This window comes from Pseudomonas sp. O39 (assembly GCF_045447295.1).
GTDB classification, from domain to species: domain Bacteria; phylum Pseudomonadota; class Gammaproteobacteria; order Pseudomonadales; family Pseudomonadaceae; genus Aquipseudomonas; species Aquipseudomonas antarctica_A.
Window position 1 is genome coordinate 118,595 of sequence record NZ_JBJGXV010000005.1, and the last position, 24,798, is coordinate 143,392.

Here is a 24,798-nt window from a genome sequence, read left to right on the forward strand (position 1 = left end):
CGATGGGAGCGGGCTTGCTCGCGAAGGCGTTGGTTCAGTTAGAGCATCGTTGACTGACACATCGCTTTCGCGCGCAAGCCCGCTCTCACATTTGGATCTTCAGTGCCAAGACTGTTGTGCCTGGCTCACCAACCAATCCATCAGTGCTTCCAGCCCAGCCGACGGCTCAGTCCCCGGCGGATACACCAGGTAATAGCCCATCCCCGTCGGCACCCGCAGTTCAAACGGCGTCGCCAACCGCCCGGCCTTCACATCCTCGCCAATCAACGCACTGTCGCCAATCGCCACCCCGGACCCTTGGGAGGCCACCGTCATTGCCAAATCCAATGTCTCGAAATGATGCCCCTGGGCCAGGTTGCTCAAGCGCGTATTGGCTGCCTTCAACCACAACGCCCAATCGCGCTCATCGCGTGTGGGGTGCAGCAGCACCTGTTGCTGCAAATCCGCCGCTGTGTGCAAACCATCGAGCAAAGCAGGCGCGCAAACCGGCGTGAGTTGCTCATCAAACAAGTGCCGCGCCTCGCTCGACTGCTCGGCGATGGGCGCATAGATCACTGCCGCGTCGAATTGCTCGCGGCGAAAGTCCACGGTGTAGGCCACGGTGGTGGTGAGTTCCACCGGCACATCCGGGCGCTCCTTTTGCCACTGCATCAAGCGCGGCAGCAGCCAGCGCATCACGCAGGTGGAGGCCTTGAGTTGCAAGGTCTGGCGGCGACGGCCGATTTGCTCCACGGCATCGCCGATCAGGCCGAACACCTGCTGTGCGCGTAACGACCATTCGCGGCCTTCTTCGGTCAGGCTCAAGCCCCGCGCCTGGCGCTGGAACAAGGCGTAGCCCAAATGGCGCTCCAACCCGGCAATCTGCCGGCTCACCGCACCTTGGGTGATGTGCAGGTGTTCGGCGGCGCGGGTGAAGTTGCAGCACTGGGCCGTGACCCAGAAGGTGTGCAACGCAGGCAGCGGCGGAAGGCGTTTCATCGGGCTCAGCCATGACGTGGAGACATGGCTAGTATGACTTTTTATCGATTGTTGCCGCTACGGGCCAACCGGTCCAATACCGCCTCGAATCCATCACAAGAGCGACATGTATGGCCACCTGCGGCGAAGTATTGGTCAACCTCCTGGAAAGCTACGGCGTGGACCAGGTGTTCGGCATCCCCGGCGTGCACACCGTGGAGCTGTACCGCGGCCTGGCGCGTTCGCGCATCCGGCACGTCACTCCGCGCCACGAGCAGGGCGCAGGCTTTATGGCCGACGGCTACGCGCGCACCAGCGGCAAGCCAGGGGTGTGTTTCATCATCACCGGCCCGGGCATGACCAACATCACCACCGCCATGGGCCAGGCCTATGCCGACTCGATCCCCATGCTGGTGATTTCCAGCGTGCAGTCGCGCAGCCAATTGGGCGGCGGACGCGGCAAGTTGCACGAGCTGCCGAACCAGGGCGCGATGATCGCGGGCGTCGCCGCGTTCTCCCATACCTTGATGTCGGCAGCGGAGTTGCCTGGCGTATTGGCGCGCGCGTTTGCGCTGTTCCAGGCCGGTCGACCGCGCCCGGTGCATATCGAGATCCCACTGGATGTGCTGGTCGAAAACGCCGATGCACTGCTCGGCAGTACGCCTGTCAGCGTCGCGCGCGCCGGTGCGGCGCCGTCGGCGGTCAAGCAGATGAGCCAGTTGCTCGCGGCCGCCAAACGCCCGCTGATCCTCGCCGGTGGCGGCGCCATTGATGCCGCCGCGCCACTGATGCGCCTGGTCGAAATCCTCGGCGCACCGATGGCGCTGACCATCAATGCCAAGGGCATGCTGGCGTCCACACACCCATTGCTGATCGGCTCGACCCAAACGCTTGTCGCCACCCGCGCCCTCGTCGCCGAAGCCGATGTGGTGCTGGCCATCGGCACGGAGCTGGCGGAAACCGACTATGACGTGACCTTCGCCGGTGGTTTCGAGATTCCCGGTTTACTGCTGCGGATCGACATCGACCCCGACCAGACCGTGCGCAACTACCCGCCGCATGTCGCGCTGGTGGCCGATGCACAAATAGCCGCCGAAGCCTTGCTGGCGGAACTGACAACCGCGCCATTGCCCGCTCGCCACAGCGACTGGGGCGCTCAGCGCGTCGCCCGTTTGTGGGCCGAATTGACGCCCGCCTGGGACGCCGCCACGCGCGCGCAAACCCTGTTCCTCAACACCGTCCTGGAGGAACTGCCCGATGCCGTGCTGGTGGGCGATTCCACCCAACCGGTGTACAGCGGCAACCTGACCCTGAACCTCGACCACCCACGCCGCTGGTTCAACTCATCCACCGGCTACGGCACCTTGGGTTACGCCCTGCCTGCGGCCATCGGCGCCTGGTTGGGGCGCGGCGACGGGCAGCCGGTGGTGTGCCTGATCGGCGACGGCGGCCTGCAGTTCACGCTGCCGGAACTGGCCAGCGCGGTGGAAGCGCGCGTGCCGGTGATCGTGCTGCTGTGGAATAACCAGGGCTACGAGGAGATCAAGAAATACATGGTTAACCGTTCCATCGAGCCGGTCGGCGTGGACATCTACACCCCGGACTTCATCGGCGTGGCCACGGCCTTGGGCTGCGCTGCCGAAAGCATCCAGGGCATCGAGCCACTGCGCACGGCATTGCGCGCCGCCGCCGATCGCCAGGGGCCGACGCTGATTGAAATCGACCAGGCGCTCTGGATGAAGGCGGTAGCGGTATGAGCACAGTATTGAACGGTGTGTTTATCGGTGGGGAATGGCGTGCGGGCCATGAAGTGCTGGAGGTGATCAACCCGGCCACCGAGGCGACGTTGGCCCACGTCAGCGTGGGCGATGCGCGCGCCGTGGCCCAAGCGGTCGGCGCGGCCAGTGCGGCTTTCATCGACTGGTCGAAAAGCACCGGCCGTGAGCGCGGCGCCCTGCTGCGCAAGGTCGCCCGGGGCGTGAGCGAGCAACGCGAATACTTGATGCAGCTGCAATCGAGCAACAGCGGCAAGCCTCTGTTTGAAGCGGGCATGGATGTGGATGACGTGATCGCCACCTTCGAGTATTACGCCGGCATCGCCGAAGAGATGGACGCCGGGCAAGACCGCCCGGTGATACTGCCCGCCGATGATTTCAGCGCGCGCCTGCGCCGAGAGCCGTGCGGCGTGGTGGGGCTGATCGTGCCGTGGAATTTCCCGATGGTCACCACCGCCTGGAAACTCGCCCCGGCGCTGGCTGCCGGCTGTTGCGTGGTACTCAAGCCGTCGGAAGTTACGCCGCTCGCGGAGCTGCACCTGGCGCGGATTATTGCTGAGGCAGGGTTCCCGGCCGGGGTGTTCAATCTGGTCTGCGGCACCGGCTTGGCAGTCGGTGCACCGCTGGCAGCGGACCGTCGAGTCGCGAAGATTTCCTTCACCGGCAGTAACGCCGTCGGCGTGCAGGTGATGCAACGTGCCGCTGAAACCATCAAGGGTGTAAGCCTGGAATTGGGGGGTAAATCCTCATTGCTGGTATTGGCCGATGCCGACCTCGACCTGGCAGTGGAACTGGCCTGTGGCGGCGGCTTTTTCAACGCCGGGCAGATCTGTTCCGCCACCAGCCGCGTGCTGGTAGCGGACAGCCTCGCGGATGAATTCCTGCAGCGTTTGCAGGCGCGGGCTGAAGGGATTCGTGTGGCGGACCCTTTTGTCGACGATGTGGAAATGGGCGCGTTGATTAACCGGGCGCAGTATCAGCGGGTGCTGGGGCACATTCAACGCGGCGTTCACGATGGCGCGCGGTTGTTGTGTGGCGGTGATCGCCCGGCGGGCCTGGCGAAGGGCTATTTCATTCGCCCGACGGTATTCACCGATGTGCCGTTGGACAGTGCCTTGTGGAACGAAGAGATCTTCGGCCCGGTGCTGTGTGTACGCCGTTTTGCCTCCGAGGAAGAGGCCATTGCGTTGGCCAACGACAGCGATTTCGGCCTGGTGGCCAGTGTGGTGAGCACCGATGCCGAAACCGCCGACCGCGTGGCCAATGCCTTGCAGGCCGGGCTGGTATGGATCAACGCGCCGCAGGTAATCTTCCCGCAGACGGCATGGGGCGGTTACAAACAGAGCAGCATCGGCCGCGAGTTGGGCCCGTGGGGGCTGGCGGCGTTTCAGGAGATCAAGCATGTGATTCGCTCCCACTAACGACGAAGGTCCCCTGTGGGAGCGGGCTTGCCCGCGAATGCGGTGTATCAGGCAATGAACCTGTGACTGACACACCGCTTTCGCGAGCAAGCCCACCTTTCGATTGGCGGTGTCTCAGTCACCTGCAATTTTTAGATAGCCCCAACGACTTTCTGATTTGCCCCCCTTCCCTGTGCGTGGCCTGATTCGCCCTTGTCTATTCAAGGCCCGCCCATGGAAAACGTTCACGCAAAACCCGCCACCGCTGTCTGGCTGATGATCAGCGTTGTACTGGTCGCCCTTAACCTGCGCCCGTCGATGGCCGCCATTGGCCCGCTGTTGTCGTCGATTCGCACGGATGTGCCGTTGAGTTTCAGCAGCGCGGCGTTGCTGACCATGCTGCCGGTCATGGCCATGGGCCTGGCGATGTTCTTTGGCATGGGCCTGGCCAAGCGTTTTGGCGAGCACCGCAGCATTGTGATGTCGCTGGCAGTCATTGGCCTCGCCACGCTCTCACGGCTGTTTCTGGATTCGGCACTGGAGCTGATCGTCAGCGCAATCGCTGCCGGCGTGGGCATTGCGATGATCCAGGCCGTGATGCCGGCGCTGATCAAGTCGCGGTTCAGCGATAACGTTTCGCTGTTCATGGGCCTCTACGTCACCGCCATCATGGGTGGCGCGGCGCTGGCAGCTTCGTTCTCGCCATTCGTGCAAGTGCAGACCGGCAGCTGGCGCATCGGCCTGGCGATCTGGGCCGTGTTGGCGTTGTTGGCCCTGGTGTTCTGGTATGCCCAGCGCTCGGCGCTGCCGCCGTTGACGCACGCCGGCGCCGGTGCGCAGGAATCGTTTTTGGGCAATCGCCGGGCCTGGTTGCTGGCGGTCTTTTTTGGTCTTGGTACCGCGTCCTACACCTGTGTACTGGCATGGCTGGCGCCGTATTACGTGGAGCAAGGCTGGAGCGAACAGAACGCCGGTTTGCTGCTGGGGTTCTTGACCGCGATGGAAGTGGTGTCCGGGCTGATTACCCCGGCCATCGCCAACCGCCGCCAGGAAAAACGCGGTGTGGTGGCGGTGCTGCTGGTGCTGATCATCGTGGGGTTCTGCGGCCTGATCCTGAGCCCGCAGCACGTGAGCCTGTTGTGGCCATGCCTGCTGGGCCTGGGCATTGGCGGCCTGTTTCCGATGAGCCTGATCCTGTCCCTCGACCACCTCGACAACCCTCGCCGCGCCGGCGGCCTGACCGCGTTTGTGCAAGGCATCGGCTATCTGATCGCTGGCCTGTCACCCCTTATCGCCGGGATGATCCGCGACCAATTGGGCAGCTTCGAATGGGCCTGGTGGTCGCTGACTGCGGTGATCGTCGTGATGCTGTTGATCGTCACGCAGTTCAACCCAAAGCATTACGCGCAACATATCCGCTGACGTCGTGTTGCCAACATTTTTTGTCCCAAGCCAAACATAGAAACGACCTACAGCACTTTCTATTGGCACGACCGTTCCGTTAAGCTTTTGCCCTTGTCGCGCGCTGCCTCAGTGCCAAGGCTTACCGGACGGAATGGATGCTAAACAGTAATTTGCTCAGAAAGCTCGATATGCAGGACTTGATGGTGTTTATCGCCGTCTACGACCAGAGCAGCGTTACCGAGGTGTCTGAAACGTTGTTCGTCAGCCAGTCCACCGTGAGCTACAGCCTGAAGAAACTGCGCACCAGTTTTGAAGATGAGCTGTTTATCAACACGCGGGCGGGCATGCGCCCTACGTACAAAGCCACCACCATGTACGAGCATGTGCAGAAGATCCTGGAAAGCATCAACCTGTGCCATTCCGGTGGCCAGGCCTTCGACCCGACGCAGAAGGCCGTGACCTTCAATGTGTGCGCCCCGGAATACTTCGAGCAGTTGATCCTGCCGCGCCTGTTGAAGAACTTCGACCAGGCCGACCTGCCGGTGATCGTCAATGTGCAAAAGCTGGAAACCGAGATCCCCGCCGACGACCTGCGTGAAGGCCGCCTCGATCTGGTGATTTGCTTCGGCCCGCACTTTCACCGCGCCCACAAAGACTTCAAGACCCAGATGCTGCTGGAAGACGACCTGGTGTGCGTGTTCGATAAACGCTCGGCACCGCGCGAGCCGACGTTCAGCCTGCAATCGTTCGTCGAGCGGCGCCACGTGTTCCCCACGCCGTGGACATCCGACACCAACATGATTGACGGCTGGCTTACACGCCAGGCGCACAAGCGCCAGGTCATCGCCCGGGCCAACAGCTACAGCGCGGCCTTGAAGATGATCACCGGCACTGACTTCATCGTTACCCTGCCGCGCCGCGTACAAAAGCTGCTGGCCCCGGCCACGGTGTTCGGCCATTGCGAAGCGCCCAACGGTTTACCGGGGTTCACACTGGACATGCAGTGGAACGAAACCAGTGAGCAGGACCGCGCCAACACATGGTTTCGCGAGCAGGTGGTGAAGGTGTGTGCGGACCAGGGGCTGCTGTAACCCTTAGCCGATCGCTACCTTGCTGTAGGAATCGCGATCCATGTCCACCAGTTGGACACTGAGTTGAACCTGCACATCCGCCGGCCAATCACCCAGGTCCTGCAATGCCGCCAACAGGCTTTGCGACAGCTGCTGCTTGACCTGCGGTGACCGCCCGCTGAGCAGCGACAGCTTCACCGCGATAAAACGCGCGGGCCGAGGGAAGTGCCGACCTGGAAACTCTCGACCTTCACGGCGCGGCTTTTGATATCGAACTCGGAACCGAACTGCCCGGATGCCATCAGCACGTTGTTGAGCCGCAGAAGCGTCTTCTCGACGGCAAGGCCTGTGAGGTTGGCGGTGTATTCCAGGTGCAGGTGCGGCATGAAAAGCTCCGAATGGTTGTAGGAAAAGAGTCATACGTATAGCACGCAGCCGAACTGATTCGGAGCGCTTTCAATGTGAAACTTCGGTCACGCTGCGCAACGAACGGTTTTCCCAAAACGCTACGATCACCAATACAGCGGTGGTCAGCGCCCCCAGTGCCAAGGCCGAAAACACCTGCGATAACCCCAGCAGCAACAGCACCAGCAACATCAGCAACCCGCCCAGGTGAGAAAACGGCGGCAACGGCCGGTCACTCATCACCCACTTGAACAGCGCACTGCCCAACAGAAACACCCCGGGGCCGGCGATGATCGCCATGACACCCGCCTGGCTGGCATGCCCCGGATGCACCAGCACCAGCTCATCAGCCACTGCACTGACAATGATCCCGGCGACGATCAATACGTGCAGGTAGGTGTAGGCAATTCGTGCCTGGCGACCCGGGTCGGCAGAGCTGGCGATACGGTGATGGGCGCGCTCGGCGCCGCTGTCAAAATAGATCCACCACAGGGCAATGCTGCCCACCACGGCCACCAGAAATGCGCCCAGGCCTTCCATGCTCCAGGGCAACTCCGCGAAGGTGGCGCCGGTCACCAGCAATGATTCGCCCAGGGCGATGATCACAAACAGGCCGCAACGTTCGGCCATGTGGTTGCCTTCCACATTCCAGTCCGCCAGTGTCGAACACCCGAGCCCCGGCACCCAGAAATACACCGACGGCGAGACCAGCTCAATCAACAGCGCCAGCGCCCAGAACGCCAGGCGCTGCTCACCGTCGAACAGCGCGCCAGTGACCCAGAACACCGCGGAACAGAGCATCCACGCCAGGATCCGCTGGAAATTGCGGGTCATGTTGAGTGACTCGCCGCGCACGGCCCACAACGCGAACAGCGTGCGGCCTACTTGCATAAAGACGTAGGCACCGGCAAACAGCAAACCGCGGTCGGTAAATGCCTTGGGAATCGACGAGGACAACAGCAGACCGGCCACCATCAACCCGAACAGGCCGATGCGAATCGGGATTTTCTCCGGGTCGAGCCAGTTGGTGACCCATGAGGTGAAGATCCACACCCACCAGACCGCGACCATCATCAACGCCACCTGCACCGCGCCGCCGAGGGTCAGATGGGCCAGCAGCGAATGGGACAGTTGGGTCACGGCAAACACGAACACCAGGTCGAAAAACAGCTCGACCATGCCCACCTTGCCGCTGTCATGGCTGCCGCGTCCGCGCAGCAAGGAACGGGATAGGATCATCGGTGGCTCTCCCTGAAGGGCTTATCTCAAGATTTTGGCGCCAGCACCGGCAGCATGTCCCGCTCGCTCATAAATGCCTCCAGCCTTGAACGCATCCAACGTTCCGCCGGGTCGGTGTCGACATGGCTGAGCCAAACCATGGACAAGTCCAGGGTCGGGGTTTCGAATGGAAATGGCTCGCAAAACAGGTGCCCGCCGGCCGCCATGGCCTGGGCCGTGTAGTCCGGCAGGCTGGCGATCATGTCGGTGCCGGCGAGCAACGCCGGCAGTGCGCTGTACTGCGGCACGGACAACACCACATGACGCTTGCGACCAATCTCCGCCAGCCATTCATCGGCAAACCCGGACACGTTGGCGGTGTGGGACACCAGTACATGCGGGCGGGCGCAATATTCGTCGAGGGTCAGCGGTTTGTCCGAGGCGTCGGCCCGCAACAGGCAGGGGCGGATATGCCGCAACAGTTTACGCTTGGCATTTGCCGGCAGGCCGCGTGTCTGGGTGATGCCAACGGTGATATCGCCCGAAGCCAGCAGGTCGGGGATACGCCAGTAATCCACGTGCTGCACCACAAATACCACCAGCGGCGCCTCCTGGCGCAAGGCCCGCAGCAAGGGCGGCAGCAGGCCGAACTCAACGTCATCGGACAGCCCGATGCGGAAGGTCATGGTGCTCTGGGTGGGGTCAAAATCGTGGGTCAGGCTCAAGGCCGACGACAGGGAATCGAGGGCCGGCGACAGGTGCTGGATGATCTCTTCGGCACGGGCAGTGGGCTCCATGCGGTGGCCGACGCGAATAAACAGCGGGTCATTGAACAAGGTGCGCAAACGGTTGAGGGCCGAGCTGATGGTGGGCTGGCCGAGAAACAGCTTCTCCGCCACACGCGTCACATTGCGCTCGAGCATCAGTGCTTCGAAGACCACCATCAGGTTGATGTCGGCCTTGCGTAATTCATTGCGATTCATCGGCGCCCGCCCCTTTCCCCAAGACAAGCCGCAGTTTAGAAAGGCCAGGGGGCTGCGTCTATGTGCACACTGTTCATCGGGTGGCTTTGGCGCTATAAATCAGCGTTTGAAGGTCACAGGAACACACTCGTGCTGGTCATTCTCGCCTTGGCCATCGTCGTGGCCGGGTACTGCCTCTGGGTTGTCAGGTTTCTCGCACACCCCACCGCGAGGACCTTGCTGCGGGTGTTTATCGGCCTGTGCCTGGCGGCAGTGGTGGCCTATTGGGTACTGGCGCTGGGCTTCCCTGTTTCCGCCCTGGCTTGATAAACCGATGCCTGCCTTTAAACACGCTGACTCTCTGAGCAAGGACTGCTTAACCATGAAATTCGCCTACACCATCATCTATGTGCCGGACGTGGCCGCATCACTGGCATTCTTCGAAAAGACCTTCGGTTTCAGTCGCCGTTTCCTGCATGAATCGGGCACCTATGGCGAATTGGAAACCGGCGACACCACCCTCTCGTTTGCCGCCCATGAATTGGGCGTACTGAATTTCGAGGGCGGGCACATAGCGGCGCATGCCTCTAAAAAGCCTTTGGGAATGGAGGTTGGGTTCGTGACCGAAGATGTGTTCGTCGCCCATGCCAAGGCGCTCATGCATGGCGCAAAGGAGCTGTCGCCGCCCAGCACCAAGCCTTGGGGGCAAGTGGTGTCGTATGTGCGTTGCCCGGATGGCACGTTGGTGGAGTTGTGTACGCCGATTCAAGGCTGAATAAGCAATTAAAGTGGGAGCTGGCTTGCCAGCTCCCACCGTTTGATCATCATTGCCTGGATATTCAGGGTTTCAGCGGGCGCTCCTGATCCCGCTCGGAAAGCTCATGCCCGTCATCTGGATGCTTCCAGGTCTGCGGCTTTTCTTCCTCATGCCGTCGCTCGGGTTGCTCGCGCGCCGACTCATCCTGACGCTTCTGTTCGTTAGCCATTGCCACCTCCCATCCGTAAGAATTGGTCACACCTTAAGCATAGAACAGGGTGTGGATTTTTGACGCGACGGACGATTGATAGCCTTGACGCATCAATACATCCAAATTACTCACTTATCATTTCTAAATGTGTCAGCCACTATCCGCGGTCTTAAGCGAAACAAGCACTTTAAAAAGAACGCTGGAGACACAAAACCATGACTAGCCCTTCCCGGCCCGACTCTGCCCGCTCGAAAGTTGGTGCGGTATTCCGCGTTACTTCGGGCAACTTCCTCGAACAGTTCGACTTCTTTCTGTTCGGCTTCTACGCCACCTATATCGCTGCCGCGTTCTTCCCCGCCGCCAATGAGTTTGCGTCATTAATGATGACCTTCGCCGTCTTTGGTGCAGGCTTCCTGATGCGTCCACTGGGCGCGATCATTTTGGGTGCCTATATCGACGACGTGGGTCGCCGCAAAGGGTTGATCGTGACGCTGTCGATCATGGCCAGCGGGACCTTGCTGATCGTGCTGGTGCCGGGTTATCAAACCATCGGTCTGTGGGCACCGTTGCTGGTGTTGCTGGGCCGCTTGCTGCAAGGCTTCTCTGCCGGTGCAGAACTGGGGGGTGTCTCGGTTTACCTCTCCGAAATGGCCACACCCGGGCGCAAAGGCTTCTACACCAGCTGGCAGTCGGGCAGCCAACAGATCTCCATCGTGGTCGCGGCCGCCTTGGGCTATGGCCTGAACGTCTGGATGCAACCAGCCGTGGTGGCCGATTGGGGCTGGCGCATTCCGTTCGCCATCGGCTGCGTGATCATCCCGTTCATCTTCGTGCTGCGCCGTAACCTGCAGGAAACCGAAGAGTTCGCCAATCGCAAGCATCGCCCGACCATGCGCGAAGTGCTGGCGACCCTGGTGAAAAACTGGACCATGGTCATCGGCGGCATGCTGATGGTGGCCATGACCACCACCGCGTTCTACCTGATTACCGTGTATGCGCCGACCTTCGGCAAGACCGTGCTGCAACTGAGCACCTCCGATGCACTGCTGGTGACGTTGCTGGTAGCCGTGTCGAACTTTGTCTGGCTGCCGATCGGCGGCACCTTGAGCGACCGCTTCGGCCGCAAGCCGGTGCTGGTGGCGATGACCGCCCTGACCGTTATCACCGCGTACCCGGCGCTGTCGTTCGTGGTGAACGCGCCAAGCTTCGCGCATATGCTGGAAACCCTGCTGTGGTTCTCGTTCCTGTACGGCATGTACAACGGCGCAATGATTCCGGCCCTGACCGAAATCATGCCGGTGGAAGTGCGCGTGGCGGGCTTCTCCCTGGCCTATAGCCTGGCGACGGCGATCTTCGGTGGGTTCACCCCGGCGATCTCCACCTGGTTCATTCACATCACCGAAGACAAGGCTTCGCCGGCCTACTGGATGATGTTTGCCGCGTTTTGCGCCTTGTGTTCGACCCTCGCGCTGTATCGTCGCGCCAATACCCGTGGGCAGGTGATGCAGGGGGCTGCGTGATGAAGCCGTGGTTCAAAACCCTGGCGGCCCTGGCCCTCGGCGCCCTGGCGCTGACGGCACAGGCCGAAGAGCTCAAGGTGATGACCTCCGGTGGTTTCACCGCCGCGTATAAATTGCTGGGCCCGCAATACGCCCAGCAAAGCGGTGACACCCTCGACACTATCCTCGGCCCGTCGATGGGCAAGGCGCCGGAAGCGATTCCCAACCGCCTGGCCCGTGGCGAACATGCCGACGTGGTGATCATGGTCGGTTATGCCCTGGATGACTTGATCAAACAGGGCAAGGTCGACCCTGCGTCCCGCGTCGAACTGGCGGACTCGCGCATCGGCATGGTGGTGAAGGAAGGCGCGGCCAAGCCTGCAATCGGCACCGATGCCGAGTTGAAAGCAGTGCTGAGCAAGGCCAAGTCCGTGGCGTACTCGGACAGCGCCAGCGGTGTGTATGTCGAGAAGGAGCTGTTCAAGAAGCTCGGCATACCGGCCAAAGGCACGATGATCGAACGCCTCCCGGTTGCCGAACAGGTCGCCAAGGGTGATTACGAGGTGGGCTTGCAGCAGGTTGCGGAATTGTTGCCGGTGCCGGGCGTGACCTACGTCGGCAAGATCCCGGAAGACATGCAGTCGGTGACGCGCTTTGCCGCGGGCATTCCGGTTAACGCCGAGCACCCGGCCCAGGCCAAGGCGTTGCTGCATTACCTGGCCTCGCCCGAAGCGCAACCGGTGGTGCAATCCACCGGCCTGGACTCGGTATCACGCTGACCGAAACGGCATCTCCCGTACCAACCGCTCCAACTCCAGCGCCGCTGGCGGCAATGTCCGCCCGCGGCGTTTTATCAGGCCCACATGGCGCATCACCTGCGGCTCGACCAGCGGCACACTCACCAGGATGGGATGGGTGCCCGCCGGCATCGCAATCGACGGCACCATCGCCACCCCCAACCCCGCCTCCACCAGCCCGATCATTGTGGTCACGTGGTGGGTCTCGCAAATACTCGGTTTTTTCACGCGCACGCCACGCAAGGCCTGGTCCAGCAGGAAGCGGTTGCCTGAGGTTTTGTCCACGGTGATGTAGTCGTGCTCATACGCTTCGGCCCAGGTCACGCTCGCGCGCTCGGCCAACGGATGACCACGGCGACAGGCCAGCACATAGCGCTCCTGAAACAGCAGCTCGAACTCCACCTCGTCGGCCAGGCTGCCACTGAAACTCACGCCGAAATCCGCCTCGCCACTTTCCACCGCGTTGCACACCTCACCGGCACTGGCATCCAGCACCCGCAGGCGAATCTTCGGGTACAGCTTGTGGAATTCGGAGATTACGTGGGGCATGAAGTAGTAAGCGGTGGACGGCACACAGGCGATGGTGACGTTACCCATGCGCGTGGACGCCACGTTACTGATGCCCATCAAGGCGGTATCGAGGTCGTCGAGTATGCGCTCCACCTGGGGCAGGAACGCTCGCCCGACCATGGTCAGGCTGACCCGCCGCGTGGTGCGCTCGAACAACTTTACATCGAGGGCGGACTCAAGCTTTTCGATACGCCGGCTGAGAGCCGGTTGCGAGATACGGATGGCCTCGGCGGCACCCCGAAAACTGCCCTTGTCCACCACGGCGCGGAAGGCTTGGAGGTCGTTGAGGTCGAAGTTGATGTTCACGGGAAGGCCAGTGTGGTCGATTTGAGGGGCATTATCGTATGGGCGGGGATGGGGCGCCATGCGTGACGGGGCCGGTTTGTATTAATAACCCTGCTACAAATATGAAGTCATACATATCAGTGGGTGATTCGCCCGCCGGCGCCACACAGTCGGCAAAAAGCGTCAATACTTTCGACCTGACCTACTCAGGGAGAGAAAGACGCTCATGGAAACCTGCCAGAACCCCCATCCTTTTTGGAACGACGACGAGACGCCATCGAGCGGTATCGGTCAGTTGCTTCTTGCAACACGCCAATGGTCCAGTAGGATTGAATCCTACTCAACACCTGCGGACGTCGACATGCGCTCAACCCAGCAAATGAGCATCACCCTGCCACTCGAGATGGCCGCCCTGGTCAAAGCCAAGGTCGCTGCCGGTGAATACGCGACCGAGAGTGAAGTCATACGCGACGGCCTGAGGGTGCTGCTGGCGCGTGACCGCGCGATGGAGGACTGGTTGCGCGACCAGGTGATCCCTGCGGCTGCCGCTCTCACGGCCGACCCTGGCGGGGCACTGTCCGCCGAGCAGGTTCGAGAACACATGGCGACAAAACGTCAGCGAAAGAGTACCGAAAAACCGTGAGTCATTCGGTAGCCTGTGCGCCTGAGGCGTTAGCCCAGCTTGACGCCCTCGAAGACTACATCAGCGATACCGAATCCCCAGTGGTAGCGGCACGCTTTGTTGACAACCTCATCAGCTACTGCGAAAGCCTTTGCGTGTTGCCCTTGCGCGGCACCCGCCGTGAAGACCTGCTACCCACGTTGCGCATCACCCATTACCGGCATACCACCGCCATCGCATTCAGGGTCGCCGCCGATACTCATGCGGTGTCGATCCTGGGAGTGTTTTACGGTGGCCAGGATTATGCCGCGCGGTTCCAGAGTCACGGCGCACACGCCCCCTCGGCAGACGCGTGAGAATCTCGCCGACGCTGACCGACAGCTTGATCAATAAACAAGGAAGATAAAAATGACTGACACCGGATCCCTGCATCAATTTCTGCGATGGGGGTTAAGTCTGATCGGCTTGATGGGTAGTGCAACCTTGGGCTTTTTCGCCTGGCAAAGCTTCTACCCCGTGAGCGCGGCGGCCGGCTGGAGTGTTCAAACCGTGCACAGCGATGTGCCCAAAGCGGCCTCGCTGATGCCTTTGCCTGACGGCTCGCTGATGGTCAGCCAGGAACTCAACGATGCGAAAGGCAGCATCGTGCGCATCCATCCCGACGGGCAACGCGAAGTGGTGGTCGGCAGCCTGTCCAAACCTGACGGCATGTTCGCAACGCACGGCGGCTGGGTGTTCAGCCAGGAAACCGGCGACGCCCCCGTCAGCTTTCTCAAGGAGGGTGTCGTCACTGAGCTGTTCCGGGGTGAAAACGTTCAAGGCCTGTGGGTCGAGGGTGATGACCTCTACGCCATCGAAGACCGCAAGGACAATGGGCGGCTATTGCGTTATCGCTGGAGCGACCAATCCCTGACCGTCGTGCGCGACCAGTTGCACGAGGGCGAATCCATTACGCGTTGCACCGATGGCCGAATGCTCTACACGGAAAAGAAAAAAGGCGTGGTACGGGAGCTGACCGAAGACGGCAGCGACCCTGTGGTGATGGCGGGCCTGAACAAACCGACGTTTTTGATGTGCGATGAACGCGGGCTGTGGGTCAATGAAGACTCGACGCATCGGGCAAGGTTGCTGCTGATCGACAAACAGGGGCAGCAACAGACGATTCTGTCGTTCTTGAAGGCGCCGCAGTCGATTGTGCGAACGGGGGACGGTACTTATTTACTGGCAGAAGGTGGTCGTAACCGAGTATTGAAACTGGTGAGCACATCGCTGGCGATTGCCAGCGACAGCCTACAGCACTAGCCCAGCCCAAGCCCAAACAATGGCTACTGGCAAGTCCCACCCTTGTGGTGCGACCCAGTGCCACCCACCGGGTGCGTGCCTTTCGGGCACGCCACCGCGAACATCGGGCTAACGGCCAGTACCACCAGCAACCCTACCAACGACAACGTCTTCATAACATCCTCCGTGACGATCACAATGCGTGATGGCACAAGGATATCATACCGCCATTACGCAGTCCTCAGCCGGGGGCTGTTGTCAGAACAACACGCTCTAGTCGCGACAAAATACAGCCATCACGGGTGATGGCTGTACCCTGCGGGTTCACTCATCTTTTTCAAGCCTGTGGCGCGGCAGCAATGGCTTCGGCCAGGTCTTCGTACTCTTCGCAGGTGGTGCTGCACAAGGCTTTGATTTTCACCAATTGCTCTTGTGCCAAGTCGACGCGGCCCTTGATCACGTAGGCCTCACCCAAGTACTCGCGAACCTGGGCGTAGTTGGGGTCGAGCGCGACCGACTTCAGGTAATAACTGATGCCTTCATCGGTACGCCCCAGTTTGCGCGTGGCGTAGCCGCGGTAGTTGAGGGCCTTGGCGGTATTCGGGTTTTGCAGGGTATCAAGCAAGGCCAGCGCCTCGTCATAGCGCCCATCTTTCGCCAGGCGGTAGGCATAGTCGGTACGGTCGGTGTCTGAGGTGGCTTTGCTGGTTTGCAGCACGCATTTTCCGGTCTTGGTGTCCCAGACCTGGCCTTTGGGGCAGTTGGGCTTGGGCGGTGCCGATTCATCACCAGAGGCATAGGCTTGGCCTGCGAGCAAAGCAGCGCCCAGGCAAGCCCCGAATAAAAGTGCAGTGCGGTATCCAACGGCGTGTTCGTGGCGGATCTTCATGGTGGTCATGCTCCGTAACGATAGGGAAGTACAGCAGCAGATAGCACAATGCGCCCTTTCCATCAGCAGGTTAAGCCTCGGGTGACTGCCGGCCCTTGGGCGATTCGCGCCGAGCAGCCGGACGCCATTCACTGAGACGCAAATAATAGAGGCGAGCCCGCCGAGAAAACCGGGACACCCAGCTAAGAAAAAGCCCCATAGCTTATTTGGCTACGGGGCTTTTTCAGGTAATGGCGGAGCGTGTAATTCAGTTTCCCCGTTCTTTATTGGCTTGGGAGAGAACCGAGGCAGCAAGGGATTTTGTAGCGTCGCTGTATTTATCGCTTTGAAGCGCCTTCCCGGCTTTCTCCTCCATCTCTGCACTCGTCTGCTTATCGGTACCGCTCTGAGCCAACGCTGAAGCAGCAAGGCTTTTGGCAATGGCTGAGGAATCGGGGTTGCTGAGCGTTTCCGCGGCCAGACTGGCCATGTTATCGGAGGTTCTTTTGATGTTTTTGCTCATGCTGCATGTCCTTTGCGGTGTGGGATTTTCTACCTGAAAATGCCTCAAAACCAAGATAGGCAGTTACCGTGAGAGCCGCAACGCGCTGTTTGTAGGCAACATTGGAGAAACCGGTACGAAAAGCGCAATCGTCCCGTAGGGCGTCGAATCGATTGCACTGATGGTTATTATCGAAACGATCGCCTGTGTGATTAGCAAAACCAATTCCTATAATCGCCTCCACTTTTCCTGCCCGTGCATCGCTTGATTTCAAGCGACATTCCCCTATGGAACCCAACACCATGCCAAGCGTCAGCCAGGCCTCCAGCGGCCGCCCTGAACATAATCAACAGAGTGTCAAACAGCAGTGGCTGGCGATTCTCTCGGTTGCCGTGGGTGCCTTCGCCCTGGTGACCAGTGAGTTTCTGCCCGTGGGCGTACTCAACGACGTCGCCAGCGACCTCGGCATCAGTGCCGGTCATGCCGGCCTGATGGTCACCCTGCCCGGCATCATGGCCGCCCTAGCTGCGCCTTTGCTGTCGGTGAGCATTGGCGCCATGGACCGGCGTTACCTGCTGATTGGCCTGACGCTGATCATGATCATCGCCAACACGGTCGTGGCCTACGCCAGCGACTTCAACCTGCTGCTGTTCGGCCGCGTGCTGCTGGGTATCAGCATCGGTGGTTTCTGGGCAACGGCCATCGCTCTCAGCGGCCGCCTGGCCCCCAAGGGCGTGGGCGTAGCGAAGGCGACCTCAATCATCATGATGGGGGTGACCCTGGCCACGGTACTGGGCGTGCCCGTGGGTACGTGGCTGAGTGGCCTGATGGGCTGGCGCATGACCTTTCTGGTCACCGCAATCGTGGGCGTACCGGTGCTGCTGGCGCAGGTATTCCTGCTACCGCGACTCACCCCGGAAAAGGCTATTCAGATCCGTGATCTGCCAGCCTTGTTTATCAACCCGCAAGCACGGGTCGGCTTGATCGCTGTCTTGCTGATCGGCCTGGCGCACTTTGCTGCATACACCTATGTTGCGCCCTTCTTCAAAAACAGTTCCGGCTTCGACGGCCCGACAATTGGCTCACTGCTACTGCTTTACGGCGTGGCCGGGGTAATGGGCAATGTCTTTGCCGGTTTCGCCGCCAACCGCAGCGTGCGTCACACCCTGTTGCTGGTCGCACTGATGATCGGCACCAGCACCGCCCTGTTCCCCTACTTCGCCACCGGCATGACCGGCGCCGCAATGCTGATCGCACTCTGGGGCTTCGCCTTCGGCGCCTTCCCGGCTTGCGCCAGTATTTGGATGTTTGTCGTCGCCCCCAAGGACGTCGAACGCGGCATGCCACTGTTCGTTGCCTTGTTCCAGGTGATCATCGCTTTGGGGTCGTTCTTCGGCGGCCAAATTGTCGATCAAATGGGTAGCGCGGTGTTGTTGAGCCTGGCGACAGCGTTGGTGGGCTGTGGCTTTGTAACGGTGCTGGTGCTCGGGCGTAATGTGAGCAATAGCTTGGTGGCCCAGCCTGGCTAACCGGACGACAAAAACGAAATAGCCCTATTCAAAGGCAAAGAAAAGCCCGGCACTTCTGCCGGGCTTTTCATACCGCTCTAAGCTCGTCGTTTGATTGCGACCTTCGACCACAGGGTAAAGGCGACGGGTGGTGTCCAGCCTGAGTTTGATGCGTGCTCTTGCAGGCACAAGTACCTGTTGCCCTCAAAAGTCACGCCATCCCCCTTGCGATACCGATGGTCCAATTGCCATTCGGGATACTCGGGGTCGGTTACGTCTCCGGCGGTTCTAACGCTCAGGCTCATGCTGGGAAGCGACTCTTTTCCCAAAGAGTCGGTTGCCGTAACAAAGTAACTGTACTGCGTGTTCGGGGTTAGACCCGAGTCTTCCCGCGTCAAGTTCGCCGTCTGACCTATGGGGGTCCCGTTGCGGTACAGCGTGTATGTTTGAATTGGACGAGGGCCCGCTGCGGCCCCCCAACTCAAGGTCACGCGGGTTTCAGTCACGTCCTTATAGGACAAATTGGCGGGAGCCGTTGGCCGGTCGCCGATACCTGTATCACCGTGAATCAACGGAGCATAGCGATTGTAGAACTCCCAATCGTAGGGAACATTGTCCCTGCTGACGCCATTGTCCCAGTTGATCGACCAGGTCATCAGTCCTTTGATGGAATGGCCGGCAGCATCGAGACGTTTAAACGCATTAACCACCGCAGCAGGCTCAATGACATAGCCTGTCGCCGCAGCGTCAATGTTGGTCGGCAAGCCAATGACGAACTTGTCCGCGGGGATGGCGATGTAGTCCCGAGTGCCGGTTACCAGGCTCTCGGTCAGGTAGTAAAGAAAGTCCTCCTTCATCGCATCATTGTTCTGCGCAATCCAGACCCCCTGACCGTTATTGAATTCTTGAACCCAGATCCCATCGCCACCTTGGTTGTAGTATTGAGGCGCAATGAAATCGTAGTAGCCCTCGAGCGCCTGAATGTAATCAACGTACTTGCCGCCCGCCCGGAGATAGGGAAACTCAGGCGCCATACTGATAATAAAATGCTTGCCCTCACCCTTGTAGTGATCCTTGACCAGTTTCAAGGCTGTCGGCAGCACCGTCTTGTTGTCAGCGAAATCAATGGCACTTTGCTCAAGGTCGATATCCAACCCATCGAAGCCGTATGTTTCAACCAAGCGGATGATCTCATTGGCCAGAGGTTGTTCATCCCCTTTGTGCAACTCGATATGAGCGTCGGCACCGCCCAACGAGATCAAGACAGCCCTGCCCTGACTGTTCAGCACGCCCACCTGGCGGCGAAACTCGTCGTCGGAGAGGTTATAGGGTTTGAACGTAGGAATGCCCTGGCCTTTCATAAAAGCCACGGCAACAACGTTGTAGTCCTTGGGTATATCCACCAGTTCTAGATTAGCGAAATGCCCACCTTGATAACCGTCACTGTGGCCCGCTGGCCAATTATGCCAAAAGCCCATCAGGATTTTTTTATTGGCGATGTCAGGCATCAAAGAAGCTGAATCATTTATGGTTGACTTCAGTAATGAAAAATCAATCTTAGACATTGTTCTATTCCTTCAGAACGATACTAGGAGCCGTACATGGCCCGAGATTATTGACACCTCATCTCTTTGATGAATTGGCGCCTCACTCTAGAGTGAGCCCCTAAGGCTAGCGCAAGCTTTTAGATTGTCCATCATAAAAAATAAATTCGACGACAAAAGAAGAAAACACAAGGCGGCGAACGCCGACCGACACACACCTCACCCTTCTCTACCGCCAAGCACACGGGCGAAACAGTAGTGTATGACGATTAGCAACCGATAACCTTTCGGATACCCACCTAAAAATATCAGGCTAAGCGCTTTAGCAAGAAGCATGGACAGCGTGAAAATATAGACTAAGGTGAGATACGCCTAGTGAAACACGCACTTACATTCTGATTGAGCACTAACAGTCAGGACACTTGCGCAGCGCAGGGCACATATTTTTTGCAAGGAGGCGCACAAGTATGAGTACCCCAACAGGCAACTCGAGTTTTATTACAATAACGGAAGACAACAAGACATTTTCAACCTTACAGAAAGGCTTCAATCTCCGTTGGCCGCCAAGTCCCGGAACGGGAGCGAAACGAATCTACGTGTGCAAAACACCAGAAGAAGTACTGGACGCTGCGAATGAAGCCCTCTCACAAGGCTTTCGGATCACCGTAAGGAGCGGAGCACATTGCTATGAAGGCTTCGTGTCGAACCAATTAAACAACGAAAATCTAGCCATTATTGACGTGGGCGAACTTAAAGGTTTTTCTCATGATACGGATGGCAATATTCAACCGCTTTATAAACATGACAGTCATACCCCCACCCATTACCAATACGCTGCTTTCACAGGTAGCCAGAACTGGGATGGTTATGTGGCAATGTACAAACAGAGCGGCAAGACGATACCTGGCGGTTCGTGTTACTCCGTGGGGCTCGGAGGCCACATCAGCGGCGGTGGCTACGGTTTACTGTCGCGCCTTCAGGGGTTGACGGTCGACTGGGTAACCGGCGTGGACATCCTGATTCCGGACCCCGCCAATAGCGGCAGATCGTTAGTCCCCGTCCATGTCACCCCCCATTCAAATCTCAAGCTGCATCGAGAACTTTTCAAGGCTTGCTGCGGAGCCGGTGGCGGAAATTTCGGCATCATTATTCGTTACTACTTCAACGACCTGCCCGAGGCGCCACAAAAAGCTTATTGGACAACGCTCTCCTGGGACTGGTCTGACTTTGACAACATTAGTTTTAGAACATTTTTGCGTGGCTATCACGACTGGTTCGCCAAAAACGATTCAGATGCAACCTCGCCTATTTTATCAAAAGCCAACGGTGGTCTATTCAGCCTGCTGAAACTGAATCACATCGACGCCAACCCCAAAATCATTCTTGCCATCCAATACACGGGATGCGATGGCCTGGTGGGCGATCACGAGCGAGATGCTCCCTTTAACGATTTTCTCTCGGCTATAAACAGTGCCGCACCGGGCCACGGCAAGTTCTACGACGGTTTCGTATTACCCAACATCGCGCCAAGACCGCATAGCATGGCTGGCAGAGCTATCAGCAAAGCTTCGCCTGGATTGCTCATGGATTGGTTCTATATCACCCAGATGATTAATGGGTCAGGAAACAATCAAAGAGGAAAATACAAGTCTGCCTACCAAGTGGATAATTTCACCGACGAAGAATGCGATGCTTTTTATAATAATCTGAGCACCCCTTCGCAACATGGGACATTCAGCCAATCCCTTGTTCAAATTGATTCCTATGGTGGGAGAATCAATAGCCTGGGCCAAGGAAACACGGCTGTTCCACAGCGCAAATCAATATTAAAGTCTCAATATCAAACCTACTGGACTGACCCCGCTCAAGACAATATTCAACTCGAATGGATCAATAAAATCTACGAAGACGTCCACGCCAGTCAACCCAATCAGCGACCGGGCGTCGAGGGGCGATATGAAGGCTGCTACATAAACTATCCGGATGTCGACATGCTAGTGGTAAACGGCAGGCCTGATGACAGTTGGCTGGAACTTTACTATGGAGACTCGGGATTGGTAGATGAGTTGATTTCCCTGAAAAACCAGGTAGACCCTAACAACCTTTTCAGGCACCAAATGTCCATACCGCTAACAAGAGACAGTCAAAGGCGGTGAAGGCTGCCGACAGGCATAAACACCAGATTAAGCAGCCGCTTCTGCAGGCCCACTCCAACAGGGCTGCGCTCCCAGAGAACGACTGAAATGCGGCTTACGCAAGAAAACAGGGAGGCAGGAGTGGTAGAAACAAGTACGAACATCTGAAAACAAAAAAGCCCCGTCGCTTATTCAGCGACGGGGCTTTTTCTATGTAATGGCGGAGAGATAGGGATTCGAACCCTAGGTACCGGTGAAGGTACAACGGATTTCGAATCCGTCCCATTCGGCCACTCTGGCATCTCTCCAACGGCGCGCATCATAACAGTGTGTTTCGCGGAAGCAAACCCCAAAAGCGATTTTTTTCCGTTCTATCAGATGCTTGCGTCGATTAAAGCGGTACGCCGAGGCGCTCGGCGACTTCTTCGTAGGCTTCGATAACGTCACCGAGGCCCTGGCGGAAGCGGTCTTTGTCCATCTTCTTCTTGGTGTCTTTGTCCCACAGACGGCAGCCGTCCGGGCTGAATTCGTCGCCCAGGACGATGGAGCCGTCGTGGAACACGCCGAATTCCAGTTTGAAGTCGACCAGCAGCAGGCCTGCGTCGTCGAACAGCTTGCTCAGCACGTCGTTGACCTTGAGGGATAACTCCTTCATGCGTGCCAGCTGCTCAGCGGTGCCCCAGCCGAACGCCACGACGTGGGATTCGTTGATGAACGGGTCGCCCTTGGCGTCGTCCTTCAGGAACAGCTCGAAGGTGTAAGGGTTGAGCTTGAGGCCCTCTTCCACGCCCAGGCGCTTGACCAGGCTGCCGGCGGCGTAGTTACGCACGACGCATTCGACCGGGATCATGTCCAGCTTCTTCACCAGGCACTCGTTGTCGCCCAGCAGTTTGTCGAATTGGGTCGGAATGCCGGCCGCTTCGAGTTTCTGCATGATGAAGGCGTTGAACTTGTTGTTCACCATGCCTTTGCGATCAAGTTGTTCGATGCGCTTGCCGTCGAACGCCGAGGTGTCGTTACGAAACAGCAGGATCAGGCGGTTGGCGTCGTCGGTCTTGTACACCGACTTGGCTTTGCCGCGGTAGAGTTCTTCACGTTTTTCCATGATGGGCTCCGCTTGCTAAATGGTGGGCTAGGCGATGTGTCGCCAGTCGAGCCCTGAATCTTGATCGGCCAGTTGCAGCCAGTCCGGGTCGCACCCGAGGGTGTCGACAAAACATTGCCGGGCCAGCTGCGGCAGGTTGTTCTTGCTGCTCAGGTGGGCCAGGACCAGGTGTTGCAAGTCTTGCCAGCCCAACTCATACACCAGGTACGCCGCCTGGTGGTTGTTCAAATGTCCCAGCTCGCCGCCCACCCGTTGCTTGAGAAAGTACGGGTAATGACCACGTGCCAGCAGGTCTCGGCAGTGGTTGGACTCGATCATCAATGCATCGAGATCACGGTAACCGTCCAGTACCTTTGAGCAGTAGGAACCCAGGTCGGTGAGCACGCCGAAACGCCGCTCACCGTCACTGAATACGTACTGCGTCGGCTCCTGGGCGTCGTGCGCTACGGCAACCACATTGATGCTCAACGCACCAATCTGCAGCGTCTCGCCACCGGCCAGGAAACCTGCGGGTTCTATGGGTTTGCGCATCCCGCGCAAGGTGCCGCGACTCAGGTACACCGGAAGATTGTAGCGCCGAGACAGCAAACCCACGCCATGCACGTGGTCGGCATGTTCGTGGGTCACCAGAATCGCGCTCAGCTGCGCAGGGTTTACCCCCAGGCGTAGCAGGCGCCGCTCGGTTTCCCGCAGGGAGAAACCACAATCCACCAGCACGTACGTGTCGTCATGAGCGACCAGCGTGCCGTTCCCTTGGCTACCGCTGCCGAGAACGGCAAAGCGCATCGGATCAGCCCAGGTTGTCCTGAATCACGCCCAACACTTTGCGTGCTGTTTCAGCAGGCGCAACGGTGTTGATGTTCTTCTCGACAGTGACTTGCACGCTCTCGCCAACCTTGCTCAGACGAACCTGGTAACGCTCGGCGCGGGTTTCGATCTCTTCCTTGGTCGGCTTGCTGCCGAACAACTTGCCGAAGAAGCCTGGCTCGTCGTCTTTCTTCTCGGCCTTTTCAGCCACGTTGATGTAGTACAGGCCCAGGCTGCGGTTGATGTCTTCAACGCGCCAAGGACCTTGCTCCAACGCACGGCCAACACTGGCCCAGGCGCGGTCGAGGTCTTCACCCAGGGTCAGCACCACGTTGCCGCTGCCGTCTTCGGTGAGGCTGACGCGGTTAGGCGTGTCGAAGTTACCGGCGGCGAGCAGGGAGACTGAACCACCCTTCTCGGAGATACGGCTCATGCTGGCCAGCATCTCGTCGACCAGCGCGGCGTCAACGCCCATGTTGACCGAACGCGGGGTGAAATCGACGTTGGCAGTGCTGCCGGCAGGACGCTCGGCGCTGACCACGTAGACTTCACTGGTATTGCGTTGCACGCCTGGCTCGATACGCACACGCACACGGGCTTCGCTGTCGGCGGCTACACCACCGGCCTGCAGGCGCTTGGCCATGTTGGCGGACAGTTCGCTGCCGTGCTGCCACGCCGTGGTGAACTCACCGGTCTGCGGACGCTGCTGATCAATGCGGAAACCGTTGTCCTGGAAAAACTGCACCGCCACCGGCCAGACTTCGGCAGGTGGGCGCTGAGCGATGATCCAGCGGTTGTCGCCGCTCTTCTGCAGGCTGTAATCACTGGCGTCAGCCACGGCCGAGATCGGCTGTGGACGCGGCACCACGTACTCACCCTTGGTGGTGTCGTCGGCGACGTTGCGCGGGATCGGCAGCAACGGGTCAAGGCGCTTGGCGACATTGACGTCGGGCGGCAGTTGCATCGGTTTGGTTGCTTGTGCTTCCAGGTAATCGCTACCGCGGTCACGGAAGTAACCATCCGGGCCCCAAATCCAACCGCAGCCGCTGGTGCTGGAGATAATCAAGGCAAGTGCGGAAAGTCCGGCCAATCGCTTCATGCGTAGTGCTTCCTCAA

General features: G+C 59.1%; 26 protein-coding genes, 1 tRNA gene and 1 pseudogene. 13 read left to right on the forward strand and 15 right to left on the reverse strand.

Annotated features, from left to right (window positions below; translation table 11 throughout):
* Positions 1 to 99: 99 nt before the first annotated feature.
* Positions 100 to 978, reverse strand: coding sequence for a LysR substrate-binding domain-containing protein (locus ACI77D_RS09545; RefSeq protein WP_221294206.1), 879 nt, complete (start codon positions 976 to 978; stop codon positions 100 to 102).
* A gap of 110 nt (positions 979 to 1,088) precedes the next feature.
* Here ACI77D_RS09545 and ACI77D_RS09550 point away from each other — a divergent pair, with 110 nt between their 5' ends.
* The 4 genes from ACI77D_RS09550 (at position 1,089) to ACI77D_RS09565 (ending at position 6,627) form a co-directional block, all read left to right on the forward strand.
* Entirely contained in the window at positions 1,089 to 2,714 is a 1,626-nt protein-coding gene (locus tag ACI77D_RS09550) for a 5-guanidino-2-oxopentanoate decarboxylase (RefSeq protein ID WP_407016470.1), read from the forward strand.
* Positions 2,711 to 4,153 (forward strand): aldehyde dehydrogenase family protein, encoded by a 1,443-nt coding sequence (locus ACI77D_RS09555; protein ID WP_221294204.1) that lies wholly within the window; start codon positions 2,711 to 2,713, stop codon positions 4,151 to 4,153. The genes ACI77D_RS09550 and ACI77D_RS09555 overlap by 4 nt, the downstream gene beginning before the upstream one ends.
* A 213-nt stretch (positions 4,154 to 4,366) precedes the next feature.
* Positions 4,367 to 5,554 carry a cyanate transporter gene (locus ACI77D_RS09560; RefSeq protein WP_407016471.1) on the forward strand — a complete coding sequence of 396 codons (1,188 nt, stop codon included), beginning with the start codon at positions 4,367 to 4,369 and terminating at the stop codon, positions 5,552 to 5,554.
* A 137-nt stretch (positions 5,555 to 5,691) separates the two neighbouring features.
* The gene (locus ACI77D_RS09565; protein WP_407016472.1) at positions 5,692 to 6,627 is read left to right on the forward strand and encodes a LysR family transcriptional regulator; all 936 of its coding nucleotides are present in this window, start codon (positions 5,692 to 5,694) and stop codon (positions 6,625 to 6,627) included.
* Between the two features lie 3 nt (positions 6,628 to 6,630).
* On the opposite strand, the pseudogene ACI77D_RS09570 reads toward ACI77D_RS09565, so the two are convergent.
* The 3 genes and pseudogenes from ACI77D_RS09570 to ACI77D_RS09580 all read right to left on the reverse strand — a co-directional run bounded on the left by ACI77D_RS09570 (position 6,631) and on the right by ACI77D_RS09580 (position 9,212).
* Positions 6,631 to 6,992 (reverse strand): annotated as a pseudogene (locus tag ACI77D_RS09570) (5-carboxymethyl-2-hydroxymuconate Delta-isomerase).
* Positions 6,993 to 7,062: 70 nt separating this feature from the next.
* Positions 7,063 to 8,250: a low temperature requirement protein A gene (locus ACI77D_RS09575; RefSeq protein WP_064451334.1), complete on the reverse strand. Its 1,188-nt coding sequence runs from the start codon at positions 8,248 to 8,250 to the stop codon at positions 7,063 to 7,065.
* A gap of 26 nt (positions 8,251 to 8,276) precedes the next feature.
* A complete protein-coding gene (locus ACI77D_RS09580; RefSeq protein WP_064451333.1) occupies positions 8,277 to 9,212 on the reverse strand; it encodes a LysR substrate-binding domain-containing protein in 936 nt (311 codons plus the stop codon).
* A 129-nt stretch (positions 9,213 to 9,341) separates the two neighbouring features.
* Here ACI77D_RS09580 and ACI77D_RS09585 point away from each other — a divergent pair, with 129 nt between their 5' ends.
* Positions 9,342 to 9,518: a hypothetical protein gene (locus tag ACI77D_RS09585; protein WP_167353681.1), complete on the forward strand. Its 177-nt coding sequence runs from the start codon at positions 9,342 to 9,344 to the stop codon at positions 9,516 to 9,518.
* A gap of 55 nt (positions 9,519 to 9,573) precedes the next feature.
* On the forward strand, positions 9,574 to 9,966 hold the full coding sequence (locus tag ACI77D_RS09590; RefSeq protein WP_407016473.1) for a VOC family protein: 393 nt from the start codon (positions 9,574 to 9,576) through the stop codon (positions 9,964 to 9,966).
* Positions 9,967 to 10,030: 64 nt separating this feature from the next.
* Here ACI77D_RS09590 and ACI77D_RS09595 read toward each other — a convergent pair whose 3' ends face one another.
* Positions 10,031 to 10,177, reverse strand: coding sequence for a hypothetical protein (locus ACI77D_RS09595; protein ID WP_167353680.1), 147 nt, complete (start codon positions 10,175 to 10,177; stop codon positions 10,031 to 10,033).
* Between the two features lie 197 nt (positions 10,178 to 10,374).
* Between ACI77D_RS09595 and ACI77D_RS09600 the strand changes: the two genes are divergently transcribed.
* A complete protein-coding gene (locus ACI77D_RS09600) occupies positions 10,375 to 11,679 on the forward strand; it encodes an MFS transporter (RefSeq protein WP_407016474.1) in 1,305 nt (434 codons plus the stop codon).
* Positions 11,679 to 12,437 (forward strand): substrate-binding domain-containing protein, encoded by a 759-nt coding sequence (locus tag ACI77D_RS09605; protein WP_407016475.1) that lies wholly within the window; start codon positions 11,679 to 11,681, stop codon positions 12,435 to 12,437. The genes ACI77D_RS09600 and ACI77D_RS09605 overlap by 1 nt, the downstream gene beginning before the upstream one ends.
* Here ACI77D_RS09605 and ACI77D_RS09610 read toward each other — a convergent pair.
* Complete coding sequence (locus ACI77D_RS09610; RefSeq protein WP_064451328.1) at positions 12,429 to 13,331, reverse strand: LysR family transcriptional regulator; 903 nt, start codon at positions 13,329 to 13,331, stop codon at positions 12,429 to 12,431. The two genes, ACI77D_RS09605 and ACI77D_RS09610, sit on opposite strands and share 9 nt — an antisense overlap.
* Before the next feature lie 340 nt (positions 13,332 to 13,671).
* On the opposite strand from ACI77D_RS09610, the gene ACI77D_RS09615 reads away from it, so the two are divergent.
* The 3 genes from ACI77D_RS09615 to ACI77D_RS09625 all read left to right on the forward strand — a co-directional run bounded on the left by ACI77D_RS09615 (position 13,672) and on the right by ACI77D_RS09625 (position 15,234).
* Positions 13,672 to 13,953, forward strand: a complete 282-nt coding sequence (locus ACI77D_RS09615) for a type II toxin-antitoxin system ParD family antitoxin (protein WP_407016476.1) — start codon at positions 13,672 to 13,674, stop codon at positions 13,951 to 13,953.
* Positions 13,950 to 14,288 (forward strand): type II toxin-antitoxin system RelE/ParE family toxin, encoded by a 339-nt coding sequence (locus ACI77D_RS09620; RefSeq protein WP_407016477.1) that lies wholly within the window; start codon positions 13,950 to 13,952, stop codon positions 14,286 to 14,288. The genes ACI77D_RS09615 and ACI77D_RS09620 overlap by 4 nt, the downstream gene beginning before the upstream one ends.
* 112 nt (positions 14,289 to 14,400) lie before the next feature.
* Positions 14,401 to 15,234, forward strand: a complete 834-nt coding sequence (locus ACI77D_RS09625) for a hypothetical protein (protein WP_407016552.1) — start codon at positions 14,401 to 14,403, stop codon at positions 15,232 to 15,234.
* 23 nt (positions 15,235 to 15,257) lie between these two features.
* On the opposite strand, the gene ACI77D_RS09630 is transcribed toward ACI77D_RS09625, so the two are convergent.
* The 4 genes from ACI77D_RS09630 to ACI77D_RS09645 form a co-directional block, all read right to left on the reverse strand.
* Positions 15,258 to 15,389, reverse strand: a complete 132-nt coding sequence (locus ACI77D_RS09630; protein ID WP_257784296.1) for a hypothetical protein — start codon at positions 15,387 to 15,389, stop codon at positions 15,258 to 15,260.
* Positions 15,390 to 15,550: 161 nt separating this feature from the next.
* Positions 15,551 to 16,102, reverse strand: coding sequence for a tetratricopeptide repeat protein (locus ACI77D_RS09635; protein WP_221294194.1), 552 nt, complete (start codon positions 16,100 to 16,102; stop codon positions 15,551 to 15,553).
* A gap of 247 nt (positions 16,103 to 16,349) precedes the next feature.
* Positions 16,350 to 16,604, reverse strand: coding sequence for a hypothetical protein (locus tag ACI77D_RS09640; RefSeq protein ID WP_128586716.1), 255 nt, complete (start codon positions 16,602 to 16,604; stop codon positions 16,350 to 16,352).
* Positions 16,573 to 16,857 (reverse strand): hypothetical protein, encoded by a 285-nt coding sequence (locus tag ACI77D_RS09645; RefSeq protein ID WP_407016478.1) that lies wholly within the window; start codon positions 16,855 to 16,857, stop codon positions 16,573 to 16,575. The genes ACI77D_RS09640 and ACI77D_RS09645 overlap by 32 nt, the downstream gene beginning before the upstream one ends.
* A 28-nt stretch (positions 16,858 to 16,885) precedes the next feature.
* Here ACI77D_RS09645 and ACI77D_RS09650 point away from each other — a divergent pair, with 28 nt between their 5' ends.
* Complete coding sequence (locus ACI77D_RS09650) at positions 16,886 to 18,112, forward strand: MFS transporter (protein WP_064451323.1); 1,227 nt, start codon at positions 16,886 to 16,888, stop codon at positions 18,110 to 18,112.
* 77 nt (positions 18,113 to 18,189) lie between these two features.
* On the opposite strand, the gene ACI77D_RS09655 is transcribed toward ACI77D_RS09650, so the two are convergent.
* On the reverse strand, positions 18,190 to 19,656 hold the full coding sequence (locus ACI77D_RS09655; RefSeq protein WP_407016479.1) for a glycosyl hydrolase family 18 protein: 1,467 nt from the start codon (positions 19,654 to 19,656) through the stop codon (positions 18,190 to 18,192).
* 446 nt (positions 19,657 to 20,102) lie between these two features.
* Between ACI77D_RS09655 and ACI77D_RS09660 the strand changes: the two genes are divergently transcribed.
* Positions 20,103 to 21,791, forward strand: coding sequence for an FAD-binding protein (locus ACI77D_RS09660; RefSeq protein WP_407016480.1), 1,689 nt, complete (start codon positions 20,103 to 20,105; stop codon positions 21,789 to 21,791).
* 197 nt (positions 21,792 to 21,988) lie between these two features.
* Here the strand turns inward: ACI77D_RS09660 and ACI77D_RS09665 are convergent.
* The 4 genes from ACI77D_RS09665 to bamC form a co-directional block, all read right to left on the reverse strand.
* A tRNA-Ser gene (locus tag ACI77D_RS09665) sits at positions 21,989 to 22,078 on the reverse strand.
* 83 nt (positions 22,079 to 22,161) lie between these two features.
* A complete protein-coding gene (purC, locus tag ACI77D_RS09670) occupies positions 22,162 to 22,875 on the reverse strand; it encodes a phosphoribosylaminoimidazolesuccinocarboxamide synthase (RefSeq protein WP_407016481.1) in 714 nt (237 codons plus the stop codon).
* Positions 22,876 to 22,902: 27 nt separating this feature from the next.
* Positions 22,903 to 23,661, reverse strand: coding sequence for an MBL fold metallo-hydrolase (locus tag ACI77D_RS09675; protein ID WP_064451320.1), 759 nt, complete (start codon positions 23,659 to 23,661; stop codon positions 22,903 to 22,905).
* Between the two features lie 4 nt (positions 23,662 to 23,665).
* Positions 23,666 to 24,781: an outer membrane protein assembly factor BamC gene (bamC, locus tag ACI77D_RS09680; protein ID WP_064451319.1), complete on the reverse strand. Its 1,116-nt coding sequence runs from the start codon at positions 24,779 to 24,781 to the stop codon at positions 23,666 to 23,668.
* Positions 24,782 to 24,798 lie beyond the last annotated feature (17 nt).

Bases quoted from the DNA above. Each gene is read 5' to 3' on its own strand.
- purC (WP_407016481.1), bottom strand. From the start codon at position 22,875: ATGGAAAAACGTGAAGAACTCTACCGCGGCAAAGCCAAGTCGGTGTAC.
- ACI77D_RS09575 (WP_064451334.1), bottom strand. From the start codon at position 8,250: ATGATCCTATCCCGTTCCTTGCTGCGCGGACGCGGCAGCCATGACAGC.
- ACI77D_RS09595 (WP_167353680.1), bottom strand. From the start codon at position 10,177: ATGGCTAACGAACAGAAGCGTCAGGATGAGTCGGCGCGCGAGCAACCC.
- ACI77D_RS09640 (WP_128586716.1), bottom strand. From the start codon at position 16,604: ATGAGCAAAAACATCAAAAGAACCTCCGATAACATGGCCAGTCTGGCC.
- ACI77D_RS09660 (WP_407016480.1), top strand. From the start codon at position 20,103: ATGAGTACCCCAACAGGCAACTCGAGTTTTATTACAATAACGGAAGAC.
- ACI77D_RS09580 (WP_064451333.1), bottom strand. From the start codon at position 9,212: ATGAATCGCAATGAATTACGCAAGGCCGACATCAACCTGATGGTGGTC.
- ACI77D_RS09560 (WP_407016471.1), top strand. From the start codon at position 4,367: ATGGAAAACGTTCACGCAAAACCCGCCACCGCTGTCTGGCTGATGATC.
- ACI77D_RS09590 (WP_407016473.1), top strand. From the start codon at position 9,574: ATGAAATTCGCCTACACCATCATCTATGTGCCGGACGTGGCCGCATCA.
- ACI77D_RS09675 (WP_064451320.1), bottom strand. From the start codon at position 23,661: ATGCGCTTTGCCGTTCTCGGCAGCGGTAGCCAAGGGAACGGCACGCTG.
- ACI77D_RS09625 (WP_407016552.1), top strand. From the start codon at position 14,401: ATGGGTAGTGCAACCTTGGGCTTTTTCGCCTGGCAAAGCTTCTACCCC.
- ACI77D_RS09655 (WP_407016479.1), bottom strand. From the start codon at position 19,656: ATGTCTAAGATTGATTTTTCATTACTGAAGTCAACCATAAATGATTCA.
- ACI77D_RS09605 (WP_407016475.1), top strand. From the start codon at position 11,679: ATGAAGCCGTGGTTCAAAACCCTGGCGGCCCTGGCCCTCGGCGCCCTG.
- ACI77D_RS09600 (WP_407016474.1), top strand. From the start codon at position 10,375: ATGACTAGCCCTTCCCGGCCCGACTCTGCCCGCTCGAAAGTTGGTGCG.
- ACI77D_RS09565 (WP_407016472.1), top strand. From the start codon at position 5,692: ATGCTAAACAGTAATTTGCTCAGAAAGCTCGATATGCAGGACTTGATG.
- ACI77D_RS09615 (WP_407016476.1), top strand. From the start codon at position 13,672: ATGCGCTCAACCCAGCAAATGAGCATCACCCTGCCACTCGAGATGGCC.
- ACI77D_RS09545 (WP_221294206.1), bottom strand. From the start codon at position 978: ATGAAACGCCTTCCGCCGCTGCCTGCGTTGCACACCTTCTGGGTCACG.
- ACI77D_RS09550 (WP_407016470.1), top strand. From the start codon at position 1,089: ATGGCCACCTGCGGCGAAGTATTGGTCAACCTCCTGGAAAGCTACGGC.
- ACI77D_RS09555 (WP_221294204.1), top strand. From the start codon at position 2,711: ATGAGCACAGTATTGAACGGTGTGTTTATCGGTGGGGAATGGCGTGCG.
- ACI77D_RS09635 (WP_221294194.1), bottom strand. From the start codon at position 16,102: ATGAAGATCCGCCACGAACACGCCGTTGGATACCGCACTGCACTTTTA.
- bamC (WP_064451319.1), bottom strand. From the start codon at position 24,781: ATGAAGCGATTGGCCGGACTTTCCGCACTTGCCTTGATTATCTCCAGC.
- ACI77D_RS09630 (WP_257784296.1), bottom strand. From the start codon at position 15,389: ATGAAGACGTTGTCGTTGGTAGGGTTGCTGGTGGTACTGGCCGTTAGC.
- ACI77D_RS09650 (WP_064451323.1), top strand. From the start codon at position 16,886: ATGCCAAGCGTCAGCCAGGCCTCCAGCGGCCGCCCTGAACATAATCAA.